Origin of the sequence: Mastigocoleus sp. MO_188.B34, assembly GCF_030065675.1 — a bacterium.
In the GTDB taxonomy this organism is placed as follows: domain Bacteria; phylum Cyanobacteriota; class Cyanobacteriia; order Cyanobacteriales; family Nostocaceae; genus Mastigocoleus.
This window is the reverse complement of record NZ_JASJDK010000004.1, coordinates 54,561-74,906: the sequence shown is the minus strand read 5'-3', so window position 1 is coordinate 74,906 and position 20,346 is coordinate 54,561. Positions and strand designations below refer to the sequence as shown.

Genomic DNA, 20,346 nt, shown 5'->3' with positions numbered 1-20,346 from the left:
GTCTTAAGTTTTAAGTTTCAGATATCTTAAATTTGCTAAATATGAAGGGTTTATTGGACATAATTGTCAAAAAGCTAGAGAAATTGGTCACTAAGGATTCATGGTTAGAAAACTTGGTCGCCAAAAATTCTTTGGTGGGAGATTCAATATTTTTCGACGTGGAACAGTTTCCTTGGGCTAAGGAATTAGAAGCTAATTCGGGGATAATTCGCCAAGAACTAAAACAAGTCTTGGAACGGGTAGACGACCTACCAAACTTTCAAGATATTTCCAAACGTCAATCCCGCATCGCCAATGACAACCGTTGGAAAACCTACTTTTTCTATGCTTTTGGTTTTAAAGCTACTAAAAATTGCGATCGCTGTCCAGAAACTACAAAATTACTCGAAAAAATACCGGGTATGAAGGTTGCATTTTTTTCTATTCTTGCTCCTGGAAAACATATTCCCAGACATCGCGGTAAACACAAAGGTGTAATTCGCTATCATTTGGGATTAATTGTTCCCCAACCCAAGGAAAATTGTCGAATTCAGGTTGAAGACCAAGTCAGATATTGGGAAGAAGGTAAAAGCTTGATTTTTGATGACACTTTTTATCATGAGGTCTGGAATGATACTGACGGTTACCGTGTAGTCTTATTTTTAGATATTGTTCGTCCTTTAAAGTTTCCCTTATCCTTGGTTAATTGGTTGGGAAATAAACTCATAACAGCTTCACCAGTGATTCAAGAAGCAAAAGCTAGTCACAATGCGTGGGAAGAAAAGTTTGAGAAAAATTAGGCTTAGAAGGAGTAATGAGTAATGAGTAATGAGTAATGAGTAATGAGTAATGAGTAATGAGTAATGAGTAATGAGTAAAAATTAATGAATCAGAATTAAATTAAATACAAAAGTAGGGTGCTGTTAGCAAAGCGTAACGCACCATTCCCAATTTTAGAATCACCAAAAATTTCGGTTTAAATTCTCATTCCTATCAAGTAGAGAAGCGTTTTTGCTTTCGTCTGCGGCGTCTGCGCATAAATCTTGATATCACAAACCAGATAACGGCTCCAAGACTTAATATTGCGGCTAAAAGCATCCATAATTGCTTGGGTAGCAATAGATCGTAAATGATGTCATCAAATATGGTTTTTGGTATTTGGGCTGTTGCAGGATTGATGACACCAATGTCTCCGACTATGTTCATATTAGTTTTGAGGTCTAAAGTCTGCTGTTTTACTACCTCTAAAAGTTTGCGGCTTCTTTCCCCATCCAGAATAAAAGGTTGTGCTAGGTCTTGATTCTCTCCAGCGACAGGTAAGATCTCAATTTTTTTGATTTCCTTGGGGGTCAGGGTTAACCTAGCCAAAAAGTTATCAGTCCAAATTGGATGATTGTGACCAAAAATAAAATTACCTAGAGAATAAATTATAGGTTTGCCGTTATATACTTCAATGCCATGGGGATAGTGGGGATGATGACCCAATATAATATCAGCACCAGCATCAATGGATTTATGGGCTAAATGGCGAACCCAAAAAGGTGGTTTTTCTCCGTTATTAAGACCCCAATGAAATGACAATATTACATAATCAACTTGCTGACGCAGCTTCTGAATATCTTCCTGAATCAAAGAAAAATCTGTTGACATTACACCAGGACGATTTGGTTGAGCGTAGCTCGCATCACCAGAATTTTCTGACATTGTGTAAGCTAAAAACCCTAACCGCACACCATTTTTGTTGAAGATAAATGGATGCCTTGCTAAATCTAGATTTTCACCTCCTCCAATTGCAGGTAAATTCTTTTGTTTCAAGCTGTTTAAAGTATCTTTAAGACCCTCAACCCCAGCGTCAAGGGCGTGATTATTTGCAACTGAAACTACATCAATTCCCGACCACTTCAGTCCTTCAGTAAATGAAGTTGGAGCAAGAAAAGCACCTACTCTCTTGGCTTTATCTGATAGGGGACTTTCCAAATTCGCAAAAGTTAGGTCAGCACTTTCCAACAAAGATTTAATTTTGATAAATGGGTAACGCGCTTCTTCCTGTTTCGATTCAAACTTAAGTGGATATCGAATAATATCTCGATGAAATAAATTCCACCTCGCCATTCGCGACCACTCTACATCTCCACCAGCAAGGAACGTTAATTCTTGGTTGTAAGTTGTTTGAGCGAGAGCGATTTGTGAATAACTGAAAAATGTGATCGCTACAATTAAAACCAATTTGATAGAAAAAAATCTGATAGGGCTATCGGTTGTTTTAGAAATTTTCACTGGGAAATGAGCTATTGAACAAACAAATGATATAGCACTCAGAAATTTGTTTTACCTTCCCTATTTCCTGGTTCCCTGTTCCCTATTCTCTAAATAACATTTACTTGTTTTGTTATCACTGAATTTGTTCGAGATAAGCTATTGTCTTTTGATACCCTGCATTGTCACCTTGTTGCTGAAATAACTTAGCAGCTATTTGTAAATCATCAACAGCGCTATCCTTATCTCCCAAAGCATATTCTGCTAATCCTCTACTACCATATGCATTAGCCAAATCTGGCTCAATCTGAATTGCTTGACTAAATTGTGATATTGCTTGCTTGTGATTCCCTTGCTGGAAATACGCCAGACCTAAATTGTAGTAACCGCCAACAGACTTTGGATCTACCTTGATAGTATTTTGGAAATCAGCGATCGCATTTTCGATTTTACCCAGTTGCGCGTAAATATTTCCCCTACCGTTATAAGCATCAGCATGATTAGGATTAAGTTTTAAAGCTTGACTGTAGTCAGCTATCGCAGCTTGAAAATTTCCCAATTGTGATTTTGCTAATCCCCTCAAGCAAAAACCTTCATAATACCCGGGCTTTAATTGTACTAACCGATCAAAATTTGCAATTGCACCCTTAAAATCACCACTTTCGAGGTTTTCCACTCCTTGGCGATAATAATTCCGAAAGTCGAACTTTTGCAAGCTGGGTTGTGCTCCATATACCCAACCAGCACTAGGAAAGACACTTAGAATACTTAAGATTCCTGCGATCGCAATACTCCGCTTAATATGATTCATTGTTTTTGTCCTATGGGCTTTTTTGTGCGCGTTACAGCTGTGCTATTTTGCAAGCTACACTGAATCCCCCCTAATTTACTATCAGTTAACAGTTTATGGCTTGCGCCACGCCCTTACGGGCTACAGTTAACAGTTATCATTTACTTATTACTCATGACTTATTACTCATTGCTTATTACTAACGAAATGCTTTACTTTGTTTGACACTTAAGATGGCGGTTACTAAAGATACTAAAGCGCCTACATAAAAAACACTTGTACCACCATATTTCCAAACAGGTCCTAAAAATAGTGGGGAGAGAAATTGTCCCAAATTACTCGCACCCGTACCAATAGCCAAAACACTTGAACGTACTTCCTTAGAATTCAGTTTGGATAGGGCATCGTAGAGATTAGGCATAACAATACCAAAGCCCATACCAAATATTACTGCTGTTGGTAAAATCAAGTAAAATTGCAACAAAAATGGAATTGTAATTAATGATAATCCCATGAGGGTGAATCCCAAGCCGATGGCTTTGGCACTTCCTAGTTTTTTTGCTAGACGGCTGGCACCTGTAGCAGAAATCACTGCCGCTCCAACTGCCCGAGAAGCTAAAATTGCCCCATTAAAAGTTGTACCCGCACCAATTGCAGCTTTGAAGTGTAAGGGAGCATAAACAATTACTACGTAAAAAATAGCTGATGTTAAACCTAAGGCTAAAAATAAAGTTAGAACGCTGGGCTGTTTCAAGCTTTGAATTAACTTTTGACTTTGGCTCATATCAACCATGGAAGATTTATGAGGTTCTTCCCGCAATACAAAGGCTGCGCTTAACGCTACCGGAAAACCTAAGCCGTATATAAAAAATGCATACTGCCAGTTACTCGAACCAACTAATCCTCCTAAAAGAGGAAAAATAATACTACTGATAGCTAAAGCACTTGTGGCATAACCCAAAATTTTTGTCCGTGCTTCCCCATCATACATACTACTAATAATTCCAATACTGGCTGCTGCAACCCCACCACTAGCAGCTCCGACCAAAGCCCGGGATACTAACAAAGAATGAAAATTCTGCGCCCACGCTCCTGACATCCCAAATATTGCGTAAAAAATCAGTGATGGGATAAGTACCCGCAATTTACCAAATTTATCAGCTAAAATGCCTGAGATTGGACTAAACAGGGCTATGGTCAAACAATGCATTCCCACTAGCGTACCCGCCCATTGGGGGTCTATTTGCAGTTGTTCCCTTACTTCTGGCATGACAGGAGAAACTACACCTCCAGTCATCGCAGTCAAGCTGCCTGCTGCCAACAACACGGATAATGTGGGAATTTGTTTGCGGAACTTTTTACCAACAGGCAACATAGACTGTAATTATAAGTTACTAAGGATTTTTTTGAGATCAGACGTATTCTTAGGAGATTTAGTTTACCAGCACAGCAAATTTTTGTATGACAGATAAGAACCAGTAGTATTAAACCTTATGGTAATAAAACCCCCATGGCAAGATAAGCTGAAGCCCTAGTTTGTGACAATGTGCTGCAGTTTACTCATACTTGCAGGGCAAATTTATCGCAATACATGGTAGTCAAGTAGCATAGATTATTTGTGTTTTTTAGTAAATTCTAAACATCGATCTGGAGACTGATATACAGGCGCTGAACTACCAGTTATTGACAAAGGATTAACTTCAAAGCCCTAAAAATCGCTCTTAGCGCCTAGCAAAGCGTAACGGATCTGCCGTCGCCGCAGGCTCTAGTTATTGCGTGGCGTTAGCCATAACCTAGATATATCAAGAAAACAACTCATTCGACTTGAAACCATTGATGTATAAAGATTTGAGGCTGTTTGTTAAGCAAAAAATGTCTAAGTCCCGCTAATCAATGCGTTCGCTACAAATGGGTGACAGTATTACACACTTCTAAAATCATCTATTGCTAATTGACCTCCTCAAATATTTTGAACGGCTGATAATTAGCAATTAAACCTAATTTAGAGACATTTTTTTGTTTTTGTTCTAGTTATAATTACTTAAGCTTTAGCCTGAAGGTCAAAAATATTTGTGGTTAAAATGAGTTGAAAGTTTATCAAAAGGTCAAAACTAAGATATTCTCCACAAATAGTGGGAACCTTCAGGGTCACCCAAAAGACAATTATCTCTATATCATTCTTTCCGTGTAACAATGAATTCTTGCCTAATTTCTTAGTAATTTGTAAATTTCTTATAAGATTATCGGAGAGTACTCTGGGATTGAGATTAGCTCTGTGTTGTATCTACCGCTCAAGACAATGTGGGATGGGATGGAACTGACTACAAACTTGAAAAGCCAGACTGCTCAAAATCCAATCGGAGAAGTAAGCATCGATCTAAATTATTGGTTTTCAGTAGCTTGGAGTAACGGGTTAAAACTCTATGAGTTGATATCTGTTCAGCTTTGGAAACAAATGTGGCAAAAAAGCATTGTTGATTTACAAGGATATTTTGACAAGAAAATTGGTAAACTCCATACCAAACTCCATAACTCCAAGAATGCTTTTTCTGATGCTTTTTCTCGTAAAGGTGATGAATTGAAGCAAGGTGAAATTCGAGTTCGTCATTTGGTAAATCCCGATCGCATTCTGAGATTTAATGAAGAGAAAGTTACAACCGGTACTACCTCATTTAAAGATGACTATCCATACGATCGCAGTTTTCTAGAAGGTATCTTGTCCCCGTTGTTGATAAAGTTATCTCTGGGACTACAAGAAATATATTCTTTCTTTCTGTTGTTGTTGAAAATTCTTCTTCCTCAGTGTTTGTTTAAACCAATTCAAGGACAATTTATGCCATTGATTTGGAGTTTATTTTGTAAATTCCAGTTCCAGTTCTCATCTAAATCAAAATTTTCTTCTAAAAAGTTTTTTGACCTAGATGTTTACCTAGATATTGAAATGGTTGAAATCGAACAATGTACTTACTTAAAAAATTCTCATAGATGCTATGTAGAAATTAATCCGCCTATCATTGCTCTACAAAGGGCGATTATCTAATCAATATGAAAAATTTATGCAACAATCTAAACAATTATCGGATAGTACTAATGGAAATTATCAAAAATCATTTCTTCCAAAAGAGGCATTAGCCAAAAAATAATTTTGACAACCTGGCCTGCAAAGGTTAATTAAGGTTAATTGAGGAAGGTATTTTTTTCAATTCCATGAACCAATAACCAGTTGGCAATACATCAAAAGGTGAGAGGAGCAGACAGTGGAAGTCGTAGAAGAATATATGCAGAGACTGAATGAAAGCGGTCTCTATCCAGATAAGTTCATTTGTCATCACAAGCAGGGAAACATTGTTGAAATTGAAAATCCAGCAAATGGTAAGAGATACAAGCTTCTGACCTTTTGCACAAATGATGTTTTGGGTTTGGTTCAATCAGAATCTGTAAAACAAGCAGCAATTGATGCTATTTTGCAGTACGGCACATCCAATAGTTCTTGTTCGGTACTGAGCGGTCGCATCGACCTTCACCGCCAGCTAGAAGAAGAAATCTCGGAGTTTAAACATCTGCCTCATACCCATTTGTTTCTCAATGCTTGGATGGCAATGCAAGCCTTGATAGATGGCTTTTGTCATTTGGCGATTAACATTCCGGGTTTTCGTAATACCAGAGAAACTTTAATTCTCACAGATGTTCTTAACCACGGCTGTATAGTATCTGCTGTCGCCAATGCTGGAAATCGTTCCGGAAAGATGTTCAGCCACAGCCCCAATGTCCGAGTCAAGGCATATCGTCATTGTGATGTCAATGACCTAGCACGTAAATTACGGCGTTATGCTCAGCCTGACGATCGGATTCTGGTAGTTTCTGATGCTGTTTTTTCAATGGATGGCGATATTGCCCCATTACCGGAAATGCTTAATGTTTTAGAAAACTACCCAGGTAGTGTCATAGTCATGGATGAAGCCCATGCAAGTGGTGCAATCGGCTTAAAGGGAGGCGGTATATACGACCACTTTGGAATTTCGCCTTCTCAAGTTTTGGATCGGGGTATGGTTCCTTTAATCATGACCACATTTTCCAAATTTGCAGCATCTGCGGGTGCGGCAATCAGTAGTCATTCCCGTGAAATGATTGAATTATTGGATGTTTGCCCTACTTCCATCGGTACAATTTCTTTACCTGCGCCAACAACGGCTGCAGCGCTTGAGAGTATCCGTCAAGTGCGCCAGAATCCTCAACTTGTAGCAACACTACAGGCTAATACCCGTTATTTGCGCTCCCGTCTGGAAGAAGCAGGTTTCGCTGCAATTGGCGAAACAAATGTAATTCCTGTTGTTTTACCGGCAGAACTAAATCCAAAGGTCTTTGCCAATAGTTTGATGGAAAATTACGGTATTTGGGTTTCACCAATTTGGTTTATAGCTAAACCTCGTCTCCGGATTACTGCTAACGCTCTCCATACCAAAGAAGACATGGATCGTTTGGTGGAAGCAATGGTGACAGTACGAGATGAGTTGTATAAGCCTACTACTGTTGCTACTGCCTAGGTTTAATTCAGTAATTAGGATTGGAACTTTTGCCTAATTATAGAGACGTAAAGCGCCCAGATTTTTCCCTAGCTTAACAGTGTTTACTTTAGCGTGTGGTCTTAGCGCAGCTTTTTGTAACAAAGTGGCGCGGTTCTCAGGGTTAGTATTGATATTCTCTGAGTCGCGCTACTAAAAATATCTGTCTAATGGGTATGTATTAATTACAATTTTGTGATTATTGTAATTTTACTCTCATATCGGTGCTGTGGGTATTTGCGTATCTAAAGGCTATTTAAGGGATAAATAATTTAAATTATTGTGCAATTAACATTGCGTAATTTTTGTAAAATTTTTATCCTAACTAATCCTAATTACTCAAAATATTTAATTTCATATATGTTGACTCAAACAAAAAATTTTCAGGTTAAAGCAGTTAGCAGTGACAAAGATCGGGAAATATTTTTGGATGTCCCACATATAGTTTATAAAAATGACGCTAATTGGGTTCCACCTTTCCGGAGTAGCATTGCTAAACAACTAGCCCCAGAAAATGCCTTTCGACAACATGGGGAATTACAACAATTTATTGCCCTTTCGGAAACAGGAAAACCTTTAGGAAGAATTGTTGCAGCGATCAATCACAGACTGATTGAAAGTGAGGGCAAAAATATTGGTATTTTTGGTTACTTCGAATGTATCGAAGATTTTGAAGTTGCCCAAGCATTATTAGAGGCTGCATGTCAATGGTTGTGCGAACATAATATGGAATCTGTGCGGGGTCCAATAGATTTATCTACCCACAATAGGTGTTTATTTCAGGTGGATAGATTTGATTTACCGCCAATGATTATGACACCTTACAACCCGTCCTATTATCCTGAGTTTATTGAAAAGGCTGGTTGGGAAAAAGGTAATGATGCCTATATTTATAATTTTCCTTTGGATAAACCTTTAGATCCAAAATTTGAAAAAGCTTATCGAATTGCTTGTAAATCAGGAATTACTTTTCGTGCCCTCCGCACTAAGGGTGAAGAATTCGAGCAAGATTGCCAGAATATGTATAACCTGATGAGTGAAGCTTTTGCCAAAAACTATAGTTATATTTACCGCACCCAGGAAGAATTTATGGCACAAGCCAGGGAATTGCAACAAATGGCAGATCCTGATGTTTTTCCCATTGCGGAACATAACGGTGAAATGATTGGTTTTTGGATGGGTTTACCCGATTACAATATTGTTTTAAAACACCTTAACGGTAAGTTTGACTGGTGGGGAATGATTAAATTCCTCTGGTATCGTCGCCAGATTGATCAGGGAGTCGTACCTGTTATTGTTTCTTTACCTGAATACCGTCGTAAAATGGTGCCTTTAGCCTTAATTTACCTTGGCATGCAAGGAGGAATAAAAAAAGGTAAGCCTTATAAAAGAGCTGAATTGGGTTGGGTGTGGGAAACTAATTCGCCTTCACGCAAACTGATAGAAGCATCTGGTGGTAAAATTTACAAAACCTATCGAATGTACGAGAAAGCTTTGTGATTGAAGCTTTGTAGTTGAAGCTTTTTAGTTAAAGCTTTTTAGTTAAAGCTTTGCAGTTAAAGAATTTTAATTAAAGCATTGTGATTTTATGAAAGCTTTGGTGACGGGTGCAAATGGTTTCACCGGTTCTCATTTAGTTAAAGCCCTCGAAAAATGCGGTGATCGAGTGGTTGGTTTAGTCCGTAAATCTAGTAATTTAGCCCGCCTCGACGACACTCAAATACAGTTAGTTTATGGCGACATTACCGATCGCAATGCTTTGCGTAAAGCAATGCAGGAAGTAGATACAGTTTTCCATACTGCTGCATACGTGGAACTGGGTTTAGTGGACGAGCAGCAAATGGAACGGGTAAATGTTGATGGTACCCAAGCTGTTTTAGAAATTGCGAAAGAAATAGGTGTTTCCAAAATTGTTTACTGTAGCACCATTGGTGTTTATGGTGATACCCAAGGTAAAGTTGTCAATGAGACATTCCGTCGCACGCAACAAGATTTTTCTTCAGCTTACGATCGCACCAAATACCAAGCACAAAAGTTGGTAGATAAATTTGCTGCTGATGGGTTATCTATTATTAGCATCATGCCTTCCGGTATTTTAGGTGTGGATGACCCCCATTTTGGCCCAGTATTCAAATTATTTTTAAAAGGTTGGTTGAAACTGTGGTTAGGGGGCGATCGCATGACCGGTATCGTCCATGTTGACGATCTAGTTAATGCCATGATTTTGGCTGCAGAGCGCGGTCAATCCGGGGAACATTACATCATTTCTGCTGGCGATCTACCCACTCGGGAAATGTTTGAGATAATTTCCCAAGAAACTGATATTAATGTTCCTATAGAAGTTCCCCAACCTATAGTCCGTTTTGTAGCGAGTTTACTCGACCCTATTGGTAAATTACTTAATTGGAATCCTCCCATTGGTCGAGAAAGAGTACATTATTTATACGAACGTTGCGTACGAGTAGATGCAACAAAGGCACGAAAAGAATTAGGCTGGAAACATCAGCCGGTAAATGAAATTTTAAAAGAAATTGTCAAACAACTACAAATTAGTAATTGATTTTTAAGTTTGAGTTTTTAACTTAAATTTAATACTCAGATTTTAAATTTAAGTTTTAAATTTGAGTTTTAAATTTAGTACCTCTTGCCATTTGTTACGATTGTCAGGAAAAACAGAGAGTTAGAAAAAATATGAATCCTTTTTTACTAAGCTCATTCAGAGTAATGATTTGTTTTGCGATCGCATTTATTTTGGCAAGTTTAGTAGAATACTGGCTACATCGCCTAATGCACGTTTCACGTCGGATTGGCGAACGCCACCGCGACCACCATCGTCGTAATGAAGGACAGGGAGTGGTATGGGAGTTTCGCGATTATATCCGGGGTAGTTTTATTGTTATGTGTTTGATGTTTTTCTACTCCGTAGATGCTGGTACTGGCTGGTTTTTAGGTGCATTAACTTATGCTGCTTTTTCAGCCTATGCACACCAACTACAGCATGAAAATCCAACCAAGTGTTTTTGGATGAAAATGCCGGTTCACTACGTACATCACAAATATGGGATGTGGGAACATAATTTTGGGCTGGCTGTAGATTGGTGGGACCACATATTTGGTACCTATAAATCCGTTGAGTGGCTAACAGAAAAAGAATTAAACCAGCCAGAAAGAGGTTATTTGCAACTCAAGTGGTGGTAATTACCGCTGTAACCTTTAATTTAAACATAAGGCTAAATTAAATTTATTTTTTTCAAATACCCGATTTCTTTAAGGAATCGGGTTTGTTAGTTTATTTCTGCTAGAATAATTTTTTATTTGTATTACGAAATTTAAAAATAGTCGCTTTGTAATAATTAGATATTTTCTCTATTTTTGAGCTAAATACTATGAGAATCAGAGATAATTAGTATTATTAATTACCTCTTTTTAAAGGATTGAATTAGAATTTAAATCTTCAAGCAATAAATCCTGAAATTTTCCAATTTATACGAACGATTTAATATAGTTAAAAATAGATATTATTTGGAAATACTTTACTAAACACCATAAAAATTTAAATTTTTGCTATCCTTCTATCCAATATATGAAAAATTAATTTCTGATGAATGAGGGATAAATTATCAAATAAGTAGGTGAGTAAGAAAAATCATAACTTGTTTGTAATAGCGCTTTAGCGCTAAAGCACTACTACGAGCCAAATACGAGTATTTTATATTTCTTTACATACTTTAATTTTTTCTTGCCTACTTACTTAAAATTTCAAATTAAATCACTATCAAAATTTTTATAACAATAGTAATTATGCACAAATAAATATAAAGTTTGAACGAACAAAATAACCATAATTATTATGGAATACTACATAACTCTGTAAATGTATCATATCAATAACATATTAATGTCTTCTGGTTCGTTAAAATAGAATAAATCAGATTGATAATTCATCAATCAAGTAGTCATATATGTATTTAGCTTCATTTTTTGATTTTATTGTTGGAGTTAATTGAAGTTAAAAAATCTATTACATAAGCCATTGAAAATATATTTTGAAAATCATAGAGTGAAAAATAAAAACATTTAAAACTAGCTATTTTGGCTTATATCTGATAAGAAATAAAATACTATTTTGAGATAATAAGTATTTTTTTGATTTTTTATTGCGAATAAAAATAGGTTTTTCGTAAAAAGTTGCAAGTATTACTTTTCTCCACAGATAACACTTAAGTAACCAACTAGAGTTAATACATTTAAGATTTTTCCAGCGCATCTATCCTCCGAGAATCTAGATAAAAATTGACGATTCGCTAACAAAACATTCAAAACTAGTAATGACATTTAATTCATTCAAGGGAAGTTTTACTAAAAGACAAAAATAGATCGCGAAGGAAATTTAGATTTGAGTAAAAGTTACTTTTATTACCTAGGAGTAAATAGCTTATGTTGACAAGAAGTTGCGTTTTACAATATGGGTAGTTGTAAATCTCGACTAGATCGACTTGACAAAGTAATTGAGTGTTTTATTCAATTACTTCAACTTGCTTCCCAAGCAAGTAATCGATTGGTAGAAATTTTAGGTATTGGGGAACAGAAAAATAAATATCGACATTTAGGACAATACGAACAAGCTCGAGACTTCTTTCAAAAACAGCTAGAAATTGGCTGTGAAATGAATGACTTAAATTATCAACAAAGTTCTCTAACCTCTTTAGGAAACTTGTATCAGCTGATTGGTGACTACCAAAAAGCGTTAGAATTTGAAAAACAAGCACTCTCAATTGCTCGCAAACTTAGAGATGTCCAAGCAGAAGCAAATTCTCTTGCAAATTTAGGTGGTATTTACTTTCAGTTAGGTGAATATCAAGAGACAATTAAACTGTGTAATCAATCTTTGTTCATTGCTCAAAATATCAATAATCGATTGCTTTCACTCATGAGTCTCGATCGCATAGGTCAAGCGTACAAAGAAATTGAGGAATACGAAAAAGCAAGCAATTTTTTCGAATCAGGATTGAAAATTTCCTCCGAAATTGGGGAAATGAAAATCAGAAGTGCAATCTTGCAAGGGTTAAGTGATATATATTACAAAACTAATGATTTAGAAAAGGCGATCGAATATAATATCCAATCATTGGATATTAGCCACCTTATTGGTAATCGTTTTGGTGAAGCTGCAGCATTATCTCGAATTGCTAACATCTATAAACATCTAAGCAGTTATACGAAAGCACTGAAATATTATAAAGATGCTCTACGGATTTTTCAGAAAATAGAAGCCAAAGATGGACAACAAAAAATACTATTTAATATTGGTTGCACTTACTACCAACAAAAAGAATATTCTTCAGCACTAAAGTCCTTACAAACCGCATTATTTTTTGCACAAGATATAAACAATACTCTTGCGCAAGCAGGAACTAGCTTTCTTTTGGCTGCGACTTGCGACCAATTAAATTATTACCCAGAAGCCAAATCCTATTATTTTGAAGCAAAAGAAATTTACAATCAGCTAAATAATAATACTCAGATGCAAGAAATAGCGGAGCAATTGAATATAGCTTTATCATTCGAGGAAACCATTAACATAAAAAAGGGGGATAATCCCCCTTTTCCAAGTATTTAATCATCCAAAGCAATGTTACAATAAGATACTTTTTTGCTAACTTTTTGCCAACAAATATGTAGATTTTTGTAAATTGACTACTTTTAATTAAGCTTCAGATACTGATGAAACTTCTTCTGTTAATTTTTCTTCAGTTTCAGGTGTTGCTTCTGCTACTGATTCAACTGCTTCTGCTACTGGTTCAGCGACTTCTGCTACTGGTTCAGCAGTTTCTACTGCTGGTTCAGCAGTTTCTACTGCTGGTTCAGCGACTTCTGCTACTGGTTCAACAGTTTCTGCTACTGGTTCAGCAGTTTCTGCTACTGGTTCCACGCTTTCCGCTACTGGCTCAGTCTCTGCTGTAGTAGCTTCAGCTTCTTCAGCTTCAGTTGCAGGAACTTCTGGTTCTTCAGTCGCTGCAGGAACTTCTGGTTCCTCAGTTGCTGATGGTATATCTTCTAATTCTGCTGCTGTAGCCTCTGCTGATTCAGTGGTTTCAAGTGTTAAACCTTGCTGCTTAGCGAGCATTTGTTCTCTATACTTCGCAGCCATTTCTTCTGCTTTGTCAAATACCACATCCCGGTTCTTGATCATGTCACCAGGTTCTGGCTCCAATTGCTTGGTAGACAGAGAAATTCGACCTCTTTCTGCATCCAAGTCAATAATCATGACTTTCAGTTCATCATTGACGTTGAATACACTATGAGGTGTATCGATATGCTCGTGGGAGATCTCCGAAATGTGCAACAGACCACTTACACCACCAATATCAATAAACGCACCGTAGGGCTTAATACCGCGAACAGTACCAATTACTACTTCGCCTACCTCTAAACGGTTCATCTTACGCTCAACCAGCGCTCGGCGGTGGGAAAGAACTAGGCGGTTGCGCTCTTCGTCTACCTCCAAGAATTTCAGCGGTAATTCTTCACCAACCAAATCTTCTTTCGGCTTACGAGTGCTAATATGGGAGCCAGGAATAAAACCACGCAATCCTTCAATTCTTACCAACGCACCACCACGATTAGTCGCAAATACGCCAGAACGTACTGTGGCATCTTCCGCTTGTAATTGACGAACTCTCTCCCACGCGCGCATGTATTCGATACGGCGGATAGAAAGCGTCAACTGACCATCTTCATTTTCGTCGGTCAGAATAAAGAATTCTCGTGTTTCGTTTGACTGTAGTACTTCTTCCGGATTATCCACCCGGTTGATGGACATTTCTTGTATAGGTATAAAGGCTGCTGTCTTGGCTCCTATGTCAATCAGAGCGCCCCGAGGCTCTATACTAAATACTGTACCTGGAACGATATCACCTGGACTGAAATGATAATCGTATTTATCAAGTAAAGCTGCAAATTCCTCGTGAGTGAATCCTATATCTGTCACAGTTGTTTTCTGATTGACATTTACCATGCTTGCTGTTTCCTAGGTTTATTCTCCGTAAAATTTTGCCTCCTAGCTGATGTATATGCAAGCGCCATTTTGGGGCAGTCTACACCTACATCCTATTTCATCCTAGCGTAGAAAAGCTAATATCTACAGGTATCGACTTACAGATATTAAATTATATCAGATATAAATATAATTCAATCAAAATGTTGATTCTCATTTCTCATTATTGACCCAGAGTATGGGAATAATAATAGCTATGGTTTAAATTCACACCCTGGTTGAATTCACACCCTGGTTGAACTAAACAGCACCCCAGACTTAACTTGAGTTATTAACAAAAATTAATACTTAGGATATTTTCTACTACCTATATCCACTTAGCCCTTCGAGCTATGGGTTTTGGGTAGGGGAAAATTTTTTAAATGTGTTTATTCTTTGAATGTGTTTATTAAAAGTGATAGTAAATAAAACTCAAAGAAGCTGCCAATACCGATATTGGTAATAGCAGCATCTTTATTCGCTATATTTTTGTTCGCTATATATTTTTATTAAATCGAAATATATTGGCGAAATTTGGCGATGAAAATTTGACAGAAAAGGCTCAATCTTCTTTTTCAATGCGGGGTGGTTCGCGAAATGCGATCGCAAAGAACAGAATTCCTAGAGCTACTGCCAAAATAAAAACGTATGCAATTGCTTCCATATCACAAGCTCCTATATATCTAGCCTGCTGTTAATTATTGTACCAAAGTACTGTCAGGGAATATCTGAAGAAATTGGGGATAGGTGATTAGATTTTGGATCGTAGTTAAAAATCTACTAGCCGATTTCTAACGTCCAATCCCCAGTTTCAAGAAAAGTCTTCTAAACAATTATTAACATTTTGTTATATAAGGTTTAGAAAAGTTTAGAGAGCTTCCTTCCGGCGAGTAGATTTGTCACCCACTTTCTGGAATAGACCCCATTCCACTTGCTCTTCGAGATCCGCATCAACACCGGCAAATACATCTCTGTAAATGGTTCTAGAACCATGCCAGATATGACCGAAGAAGAACAATAGTGCAAATACTGCGTGTCCAAAGGTAAACCAACCTCTGGGACTACTGCGGAATACACCGTCAGAGTTCAAGGTTTCTCTGTCGAAGTCAAAGACTTCTCCACCTTGTGCTTTACGCGCCCACTTCTTCACTTCAGCAGGATCGGTAAAGGTTTGTCCGTTCAGGTCGCCACCGTAGAAGCTAACGGTAACACCAGTTTGTTCGAAGCTATATTGAGATTCCGCACGTCGGAAAGGAATATCAGCGCGAACAATTCCGTCTGAGTCGGTTAGAACTACAGGGAAGGTTTCAAAGAAGTTAGGTAGACGACGAACAGTTAACTCCCTACCTTCGCCATCTGTAAATACTGCATGACCAGCCCATGATTGAGCAATACCATCGCCCTGAACCATAGGACCAACGCGGAATAAACCACCTTTTGCGGGGCTATTACCAACATAGTCATAGAAAGCAAGTTTTTCAGGAATTTCTGACCAAGCTTCCGAAAGAGATGCGCCATCAGCAACACTTGCTTGAACGCGACGGTCAATTTCCTGTTTGAAGTAACCTTGATCCCATTGATAACGGGTAGGACCAAATAATTCAATTGGACTGGTCGCGCTACCGTACCACATGGTTCCGGCAACTACAAATGCTGCGAAGAAAACAGCCGCGATACTGCTTGATAGTACAGTTTCGATGTTACCCATTCTTAAGGCTCGATACAGCCTTTCAGGTGGTCTAACTGATAAGTGGAATAAACCAGCGATAATGCCAACAACACCAGCAGCAATGTGGTGAGCGACGATTCCCCCTGGGTTATATGGGTTAAAGCCCCCCGGTCCCCACTCTGGTGCGACTCCTTGTATGTGTCCCGTTATGCCATAAGCATCGGAAACCCACATTCCAGGACCCCAAAGTCCGGTGAGGTGGAATGCACCAAAACCGAAGCAAAGTAAGCCAGACAAGAACAAGTGGATGCCAAACATTTTTGGCAAGTCAAGAGCGGGTTCGCCAGTACGAGGATCGGTAAATAATTCCAAATCCCAATAAACCCAGTGCCAAACAGCAGCTAGGAATAATAAACCAGAAAGAACGATATGGGCTGCTGCAACGCCTTCAAAAGACCAGAACCCAGGGTCGTTTCCAACTGCGCCGGTAACATCCCAACCGCCCCAAGAACCTGTAACCCCTAAACGTGCCATGAAGGGTAGCACGAACATGCCTTGACGCCACATTGGGTTAAGTACTGGGTCGCTGGGGTCAAAAATTGCTAGTTCGTAAAGAGCCATCGAACCAGCCCAGCCTGCTACCAATGCTGTGTGCATTAGATGTACAGAAATAAGTCGCCCCGGATCGTTCAGAACGACTGTATGTACTCGGTACCAAGGTAGTCCCATCGACTACGCCCCTCCTAGAAGAGTTAATTTTTGCAAAAATGAGTTTTTAGTGTTTTTATTGCTACTTTTTTGCTGAGATTACTGCTTTGCTTAATTTTTATAAACATTACAGCTATCTAGTTAAACCCTTAACAATACTAGGTTGTAGCCTTAGTAGAGTTGGATTAACATTCAGCAGCAAAAATGAGAATGTTTTAAAAAGTGTAACTATTCGTGGAGCTGTTTGCAAGCGTGTAAATATTTGCCTTGACTTGTTGGGTGGGTGTTGGGGACTGGGGTTAGCGCCTAGCGTAAGCGTACCGTAGGTATTGCGTGACGCGACAGCGTCATATGGGGATTGGGTATTGGATTGGTAACTATAAGTAAAAAACTAGGTTTATGGATTAAGTATTTCAATACTTGTAGAGACGTAGCAATGCTACGTCTCTAGATTTTGGAATCTGAAAATATATTTGACTCAAGCGAAAAACTGTATCTATATTTACATTGTCCTCAGCCATTAGTCGCTACATGCCGCAAGGCCGTAGGCAGTGCTATCCCCAGTTATCAGTCCTTTTTTAATTCACGACTGACTGAATATTTTGTAAAAGACATCTAGTTTCAGCACAAGCCAGACGATCAATTACTTGTTCTGCACTCATAAGCCTTTTGAGAACTACCTGACCAATTTTTTGTCCAGAACCATTTTTACTCGGGGGTAGTATTGGCATGACTTCCACCATGACAATGGTATCTTCTACCCTATGAAGCCAAAGAACTTCATTTTTTTCTTCCAGAGATACATCAATGCGTTGAATCTCGGGTTGGCGTCGCCATGCAGTTGTCTGCCATAATCCTTCAGCAGCCCAGATTCTGCCGACTTTCCAGCCCTCGGTTAAAAAGAAATACTTCACGAGCTTTTCACTCTCTACGTTAGATTTTCAATTTGCCGTTCGTAATTTAAGGATAATCTCGGAGTTTAATGTATAAATAAAATCTGTTTTATCCATTAATCTATCGGAGATAAAAGTTTTAGGCAATTCAAATATATACCCTATCTCGGTGAAGTTAGGTCGTGAAAAAAAGTTAATAAATATGTCGGAATATAGAGGAGAAATTGAAGCTATCTTTGGTAATGATTGATTTGCTTGACTTCACTTAAACTTTTTCAATCATCAAGGAATATTATTGTATGGATTTGAATTCAATATTGTAGCGGGTTTGTCATTTCTTGATTTCTTACATAAGAGTATTTTATTAACATAGTAAGTTGAGAAAATGTGGTTGTAAGGAAGCTTCTAATAACACATTTTCAATTTCAATATATTTTTTCTATAGCTAAATTTCAATTGCTTTTTAAGTCTTGGTTTAAGTATTAGATTTTTTGTATTTCTTTTAACTTTTATTGATGCTTTTTTTTACGCAGAGCTAAATTATTTGTTAGAGATTTCTAAATTGCAACAACTAATCTACAGCGTTCAGGCAAACATATAGTAAAATAACTCACCACTGAATTCAATCATCCCACTGCTATGTGCTGGTTTCCTTTGTCTAGAAAAAGTTGGGGTCGACTTAAACCATTATTTTCTTTGTTTTGCGCGTGTTTAATTTTACTCAGTAGTTGTGCGAGTAACCCCCAAACCGTAGCCCAATCATCCAATCGTATTACCATCGGGACAACAGGCAAACCACGTACTCTCGATCCCGCTGACGCTTACGAATTATCTTCGATTTCCTTGATTTCCAATATGAGCGATCGCTTATACGCTTACGAACCGGGAGATCCAGAAGTTAAGCCAGATTTAGCAACTGCGCTACCCAAGGTTAGTGAAGATGGTTTGACTTACACTATTCCCATTCGTAAGGGAGTTGTCTTCCATGATGGAACCCCTTTTAATGCTGAAGCGATGGCGTTTAGTATTAACCGTTTTATTCAAAATAAAGGTAAACCTTCATTTTTGTTGGGGGATGTTGTTCAGTCTGTAAAAGCAACAGGGGAATATGAATTAACTATCCAGCTTAAAAACCAATTTGCAGCATTTCCAGCTTTGTTAGCTTTTCCGGGTGTTTGTGCGCTTTCTCCCAAAGCTTACAAAATTGGCGAAGGTCAATTTAATCCAAATAATTTTGTCGGTACAGGAGCTTACAAGTTAGCTCGATATGGTACCGATTTGATTCGTTTTGATGTATTCGATCAATATTGGGGCAAAAAACCAAAAAATCAAGGTGTTAACGTCCAAATCCTCAGTAGTGGAGTCAATTTATATAATGCTTTCCGCAAACAAGCTGTGGACATTGCATATTTAACCTTGGATCCTGACCAAATTCGCAGTTTACAACAAAGTGCCAAAAAAGGTAAATGGGATGTCATACCCAATGAAGGTAATGTTATTAGTTTTTGGTCCCTCAACCGCAATCAACCACCTTTAGATCGAATTGAGGTGAGACAGGCGATCGCTGCGATGACTAACCGGGAGGTACTCTCCGAACGGGTACTCTACGGACAAGCAGATCCGCTTTATAGTTTAATCCCAACCGGTTTTGATGTTTACAAACCAGTATTTCAAGAGAAATATGGCGATGCAAATACTGATAAAGCTAAAGAATTACTCAGAAAAGCTGGTTTTACTAAAGATAATCCCGCTGTTGTGGAAATTTGGTATCCTTCAGGCTCAGCACCCCGTGCATTAACTGCAATGGTACTTAAAGCCCTGGCGAAAAAAACCATGGGTGGATTATTAGAATTTGATATTAATACTGTAGAAGGTACTACTTTCTTTAAAAATAATGGTCAAGGTTTATATCCAACAACTTTAGTGAGTTGGTATCCTGACTTTTTAGATCCAGATAATTACACTCAACCATTTCTAGCTTGTCAGAAAGGAACCCCAGAAAAGGGATGTGAAGATGGGGGTAGTCAAACCCAAGGTTCTTTTTATTATAGCGATCGCATTAATAAATTGATTGAACAAGAACGGAAAACACAAGATCCTGTCAAGCGCAAACAAATTTTTGCCGAAATTCAAGAACAAGTTGCTCGGGATGTTCCATATATTCCTTTGTGGCAAAACCAAGATAATATATTTGCTCAAAAAAATGTCAAAGGTGCGTTGTTAGACCCGACGCAAAATTTGATATACAAAAACTTGGAAAAATAGTTTTGAGTTAATAGGGAACAGGGAGAGAAGTCAGGAATCAGGAGTCAGAAGTCGTAGAGACGCGACATGTCGCGTCTCTACAGAAGTCAGGATTCAGAAATAAGAAGTAAGAAGTTTATTATCCGGATTACCAATTACTCATTACTCATTACTCATTACTCACTACCAATTACCAATTACCAATTACC

Annotated in this window: 15 protein-coding genes; 8 read left to right on the top strand and 7 right to left on the bottom strand. The window is 38.0% G+C overall.

All coding sequences use genetic code 11. The features are described 5' to 3' along the window. Positions 1-41: 41 nt before the first annotated feature. The gene (locus tag QNJ50_RS01705) at positions 42-779 is read left to right on the top strand and encodes an aspartyl/asparaginyl beta-hydroxylase domain-containing protein (RefSeq protein WP_300631350.1); all 738 of its coding nucleotides are present in this window, start codon (positions 42-44) and stop codon (positions 777-779) included. A gap of 193 nt (positions 780-972) precedes the next feature. Here the strand turns inward: QNJ50_RS01705 and QNJ50_RS01700 are convergent, their stop codons facing one another. From QNJ50_RS01700 to QNJ50_RS01690, 3 genes are all read right to left on the bottom strand, one after another. Continuing rightward, positions 973-2,256: a CapA family protein gene (locus QNJ50_RS01700; protein WP_300631348.1), complete on the bottom strand. Its 1,284-nt coding sequence runs from the start codon at positions 2,254-2,256 to the stop codon at positions 973-975. Positions 2,257-2,371: 115 nt separating this feature from the next. Continuing rightward, positions 2,372-3,046 carry a tetratricopeptide repeat protein gene (locus tag QNJ50_RS01695; protein ID WP_300631346.1) on the bottom strand — a complete coding sequence of 225 codons (675 nt, stop codon included), beginning with the start codon at positions 3,044-3,046 and terminating at the stop codon, positions 2,372-2,374. A gap of 178 nt (positions 3,047-3,224) precedes the next feature. Then, entirely contained in the window at positions 3,225-4,400 is a 1,176-nt protein-coding gene (locus tag QNJ50_RS01690) for an MFS transporter (protein WP_300631345.1), read from the bottom strand. Between the two features lie 900 nt (positions 4,401-5,300). On the opposite strand from QNJ50_RS01690, the gene QNJ50_RS01685 reads away from it, so the two are divergent. The 6 genes from QNJ50_RS01685 to QNJ50_RS01660 all read left to right on the top strand — a co-directional run bounded on the left by QNJ50_RS01685 (position 5,301) and on the right by QNJ50_RS01660 (position 13,207). After that, positions 5,301-6,065 (top strand): hypothetical protein, encoded by a 765-nt coding sequence (locus QNJ50_RS01685; protein WP_300631343.1) that lies wholly within the window; start codon positions 5,301-5,303, stop codon positions 6,063-6,065. A 217-nt stretch (positions 6,066-6,282) separates the two neighbouring features. Beyond that, positions 6,283-7,569, top strand: coding sequence for an aminotransferase class I/II-fold pyridoxal phosphate-dependent enzyme (locus QNJ50_RS01680; RefSeq protein ID WP_300631341.1), 1,287 nt, complete (start codon positions 6,283-6,285; stop codon positions 7,567-7,569). A gap of 378 nt (positions 7,570-7,947) precedes the next feature. Next, on the top strand, positions 7,948-9,087 hold the full coding sequence (locus tag QNJ50_RS01675; protein WP_300631339.1) for a hypothetical protein: 1,140 nt from the start codon (positions 7,948-7,950) through the stop codon (positions 9,085-9,087). An 88-nt stretch (positions 9,088-9,175) separates the two neighbouring features. Further along, positions 9,176-10,147 carry an NAD-dependent epimerase/dehydratase family protein gene (locus tag QNJ50_RS01670; RefSeq protein ID WP_300631338.1) on the top strand — a complete coding sequence of 324 codons (972 nt, stop codon included), beginning with the start codon at positions 9,176-9,178 and terminating at the stop codon, positions 10,145-10,147. Positions 10,148-10,278: 131 nt separating this feature from the next. Beyond that, positions 10,279-10,785 (top strand): sterol desaturase family protein, encoded by a 507-nt coding sequence (locus QNJ50_RS01665; protein ID WP_300631336.1) that lies wholly within the window; start codon positions 10,279-10,281, stop codon positions 10,783-10,785. Between the two features lie 1,267 nt (positions 10,786-12,052). Next, on the top strand, positions 12,053-13,207 hold the full coding sequence (locus tag QNJ50_RS01660) for a tetratricopeptide repeat protein (protein ID WP_300631334.1): 1,155 nt from the start codon (positions 12,053-12,055) through the stop codon (positions 13,205-13,207). An 87-nt stretch (positions 13,208-13,294) separates the two neighbouring features. Here QNJ50_RS01660 and QNJ50_RS01655 read toward each other — a convergent pair whose 3' ends face one another. The 4 genes from QNJ50_RS01655 to QNJ50_RS01640 all read right to left on the bottom strand — a co-directional run bounded on the left by QNJ50_RS01655 (position 13,295) and on the right by QNJ50_RS01640 (position 17,914). Continuing rightward, positions 13,295-14,605: a S1 RNA-binding domain-containing protein gene (locus tag QNJ50_RS01655; protein WP_300631332.1), complete on the bottom strand. Its 1,311-nt coding sequence runs from the start codon at positions 14,603-14,605 to the stop codon at positions 13,295-13,297. 580 nt (positions 14,606-15,185) lie between these two features. Then, a complete protein-coding gene (locus QNJ50_RS01650) occupies positions 15,186-15,287 on the bottom strand; it encodes a photosystem II reaction center protein T (protein ID WP_300631330.1) in 102 nt (33 codons plus the stop codon). 204 nt (positions 15,288-15,491) lie between these two features. Continuing rightward, positions 15,492-17,021 carry a photosystem II chlorophyll-binding protein CP47 gene (gene psbB / locus QNJ50_RS01645; protein WP_300631329.1) on the bottom strand — a complete coding sequence of 510 codons (1,530 nt, stop codon included), beginning with the start codon at positions 17,019-17,021 and terminating at the stop codon, positions 15,492-15,494. Between the two features lie 557 nt (positions 17,022-17,578). Then, positions 17,579-17,914: a hypothetical protein gene (locus QNJ50_RS01640; protein WP_300631328.1), complete on the bottom strand. Its 336-nt coding sequence runs from the start codon at positions 17,912-17,914 to the stop codon at positions 17,579-17,581. Between the two features lie 618 nt (positions 17,915-18,532). On the opposite strand from QNJ50_RS01640, the gene QNJ50_RS01635 reads away from it, so the two are divergent. Beyond that, positions 18,533-20,158, top strand: coding sequence for an ABC transporter substrate-binding protein (locus QNJ50_RS01635; RefSeq protein ID WP_300631326.1), 1,626 nt, complete (start codon positions 18,533-18,535; stop codon positions 20,156-20,158). Positions 20,159-20,346: the final 188 nt, after the last annotated feature.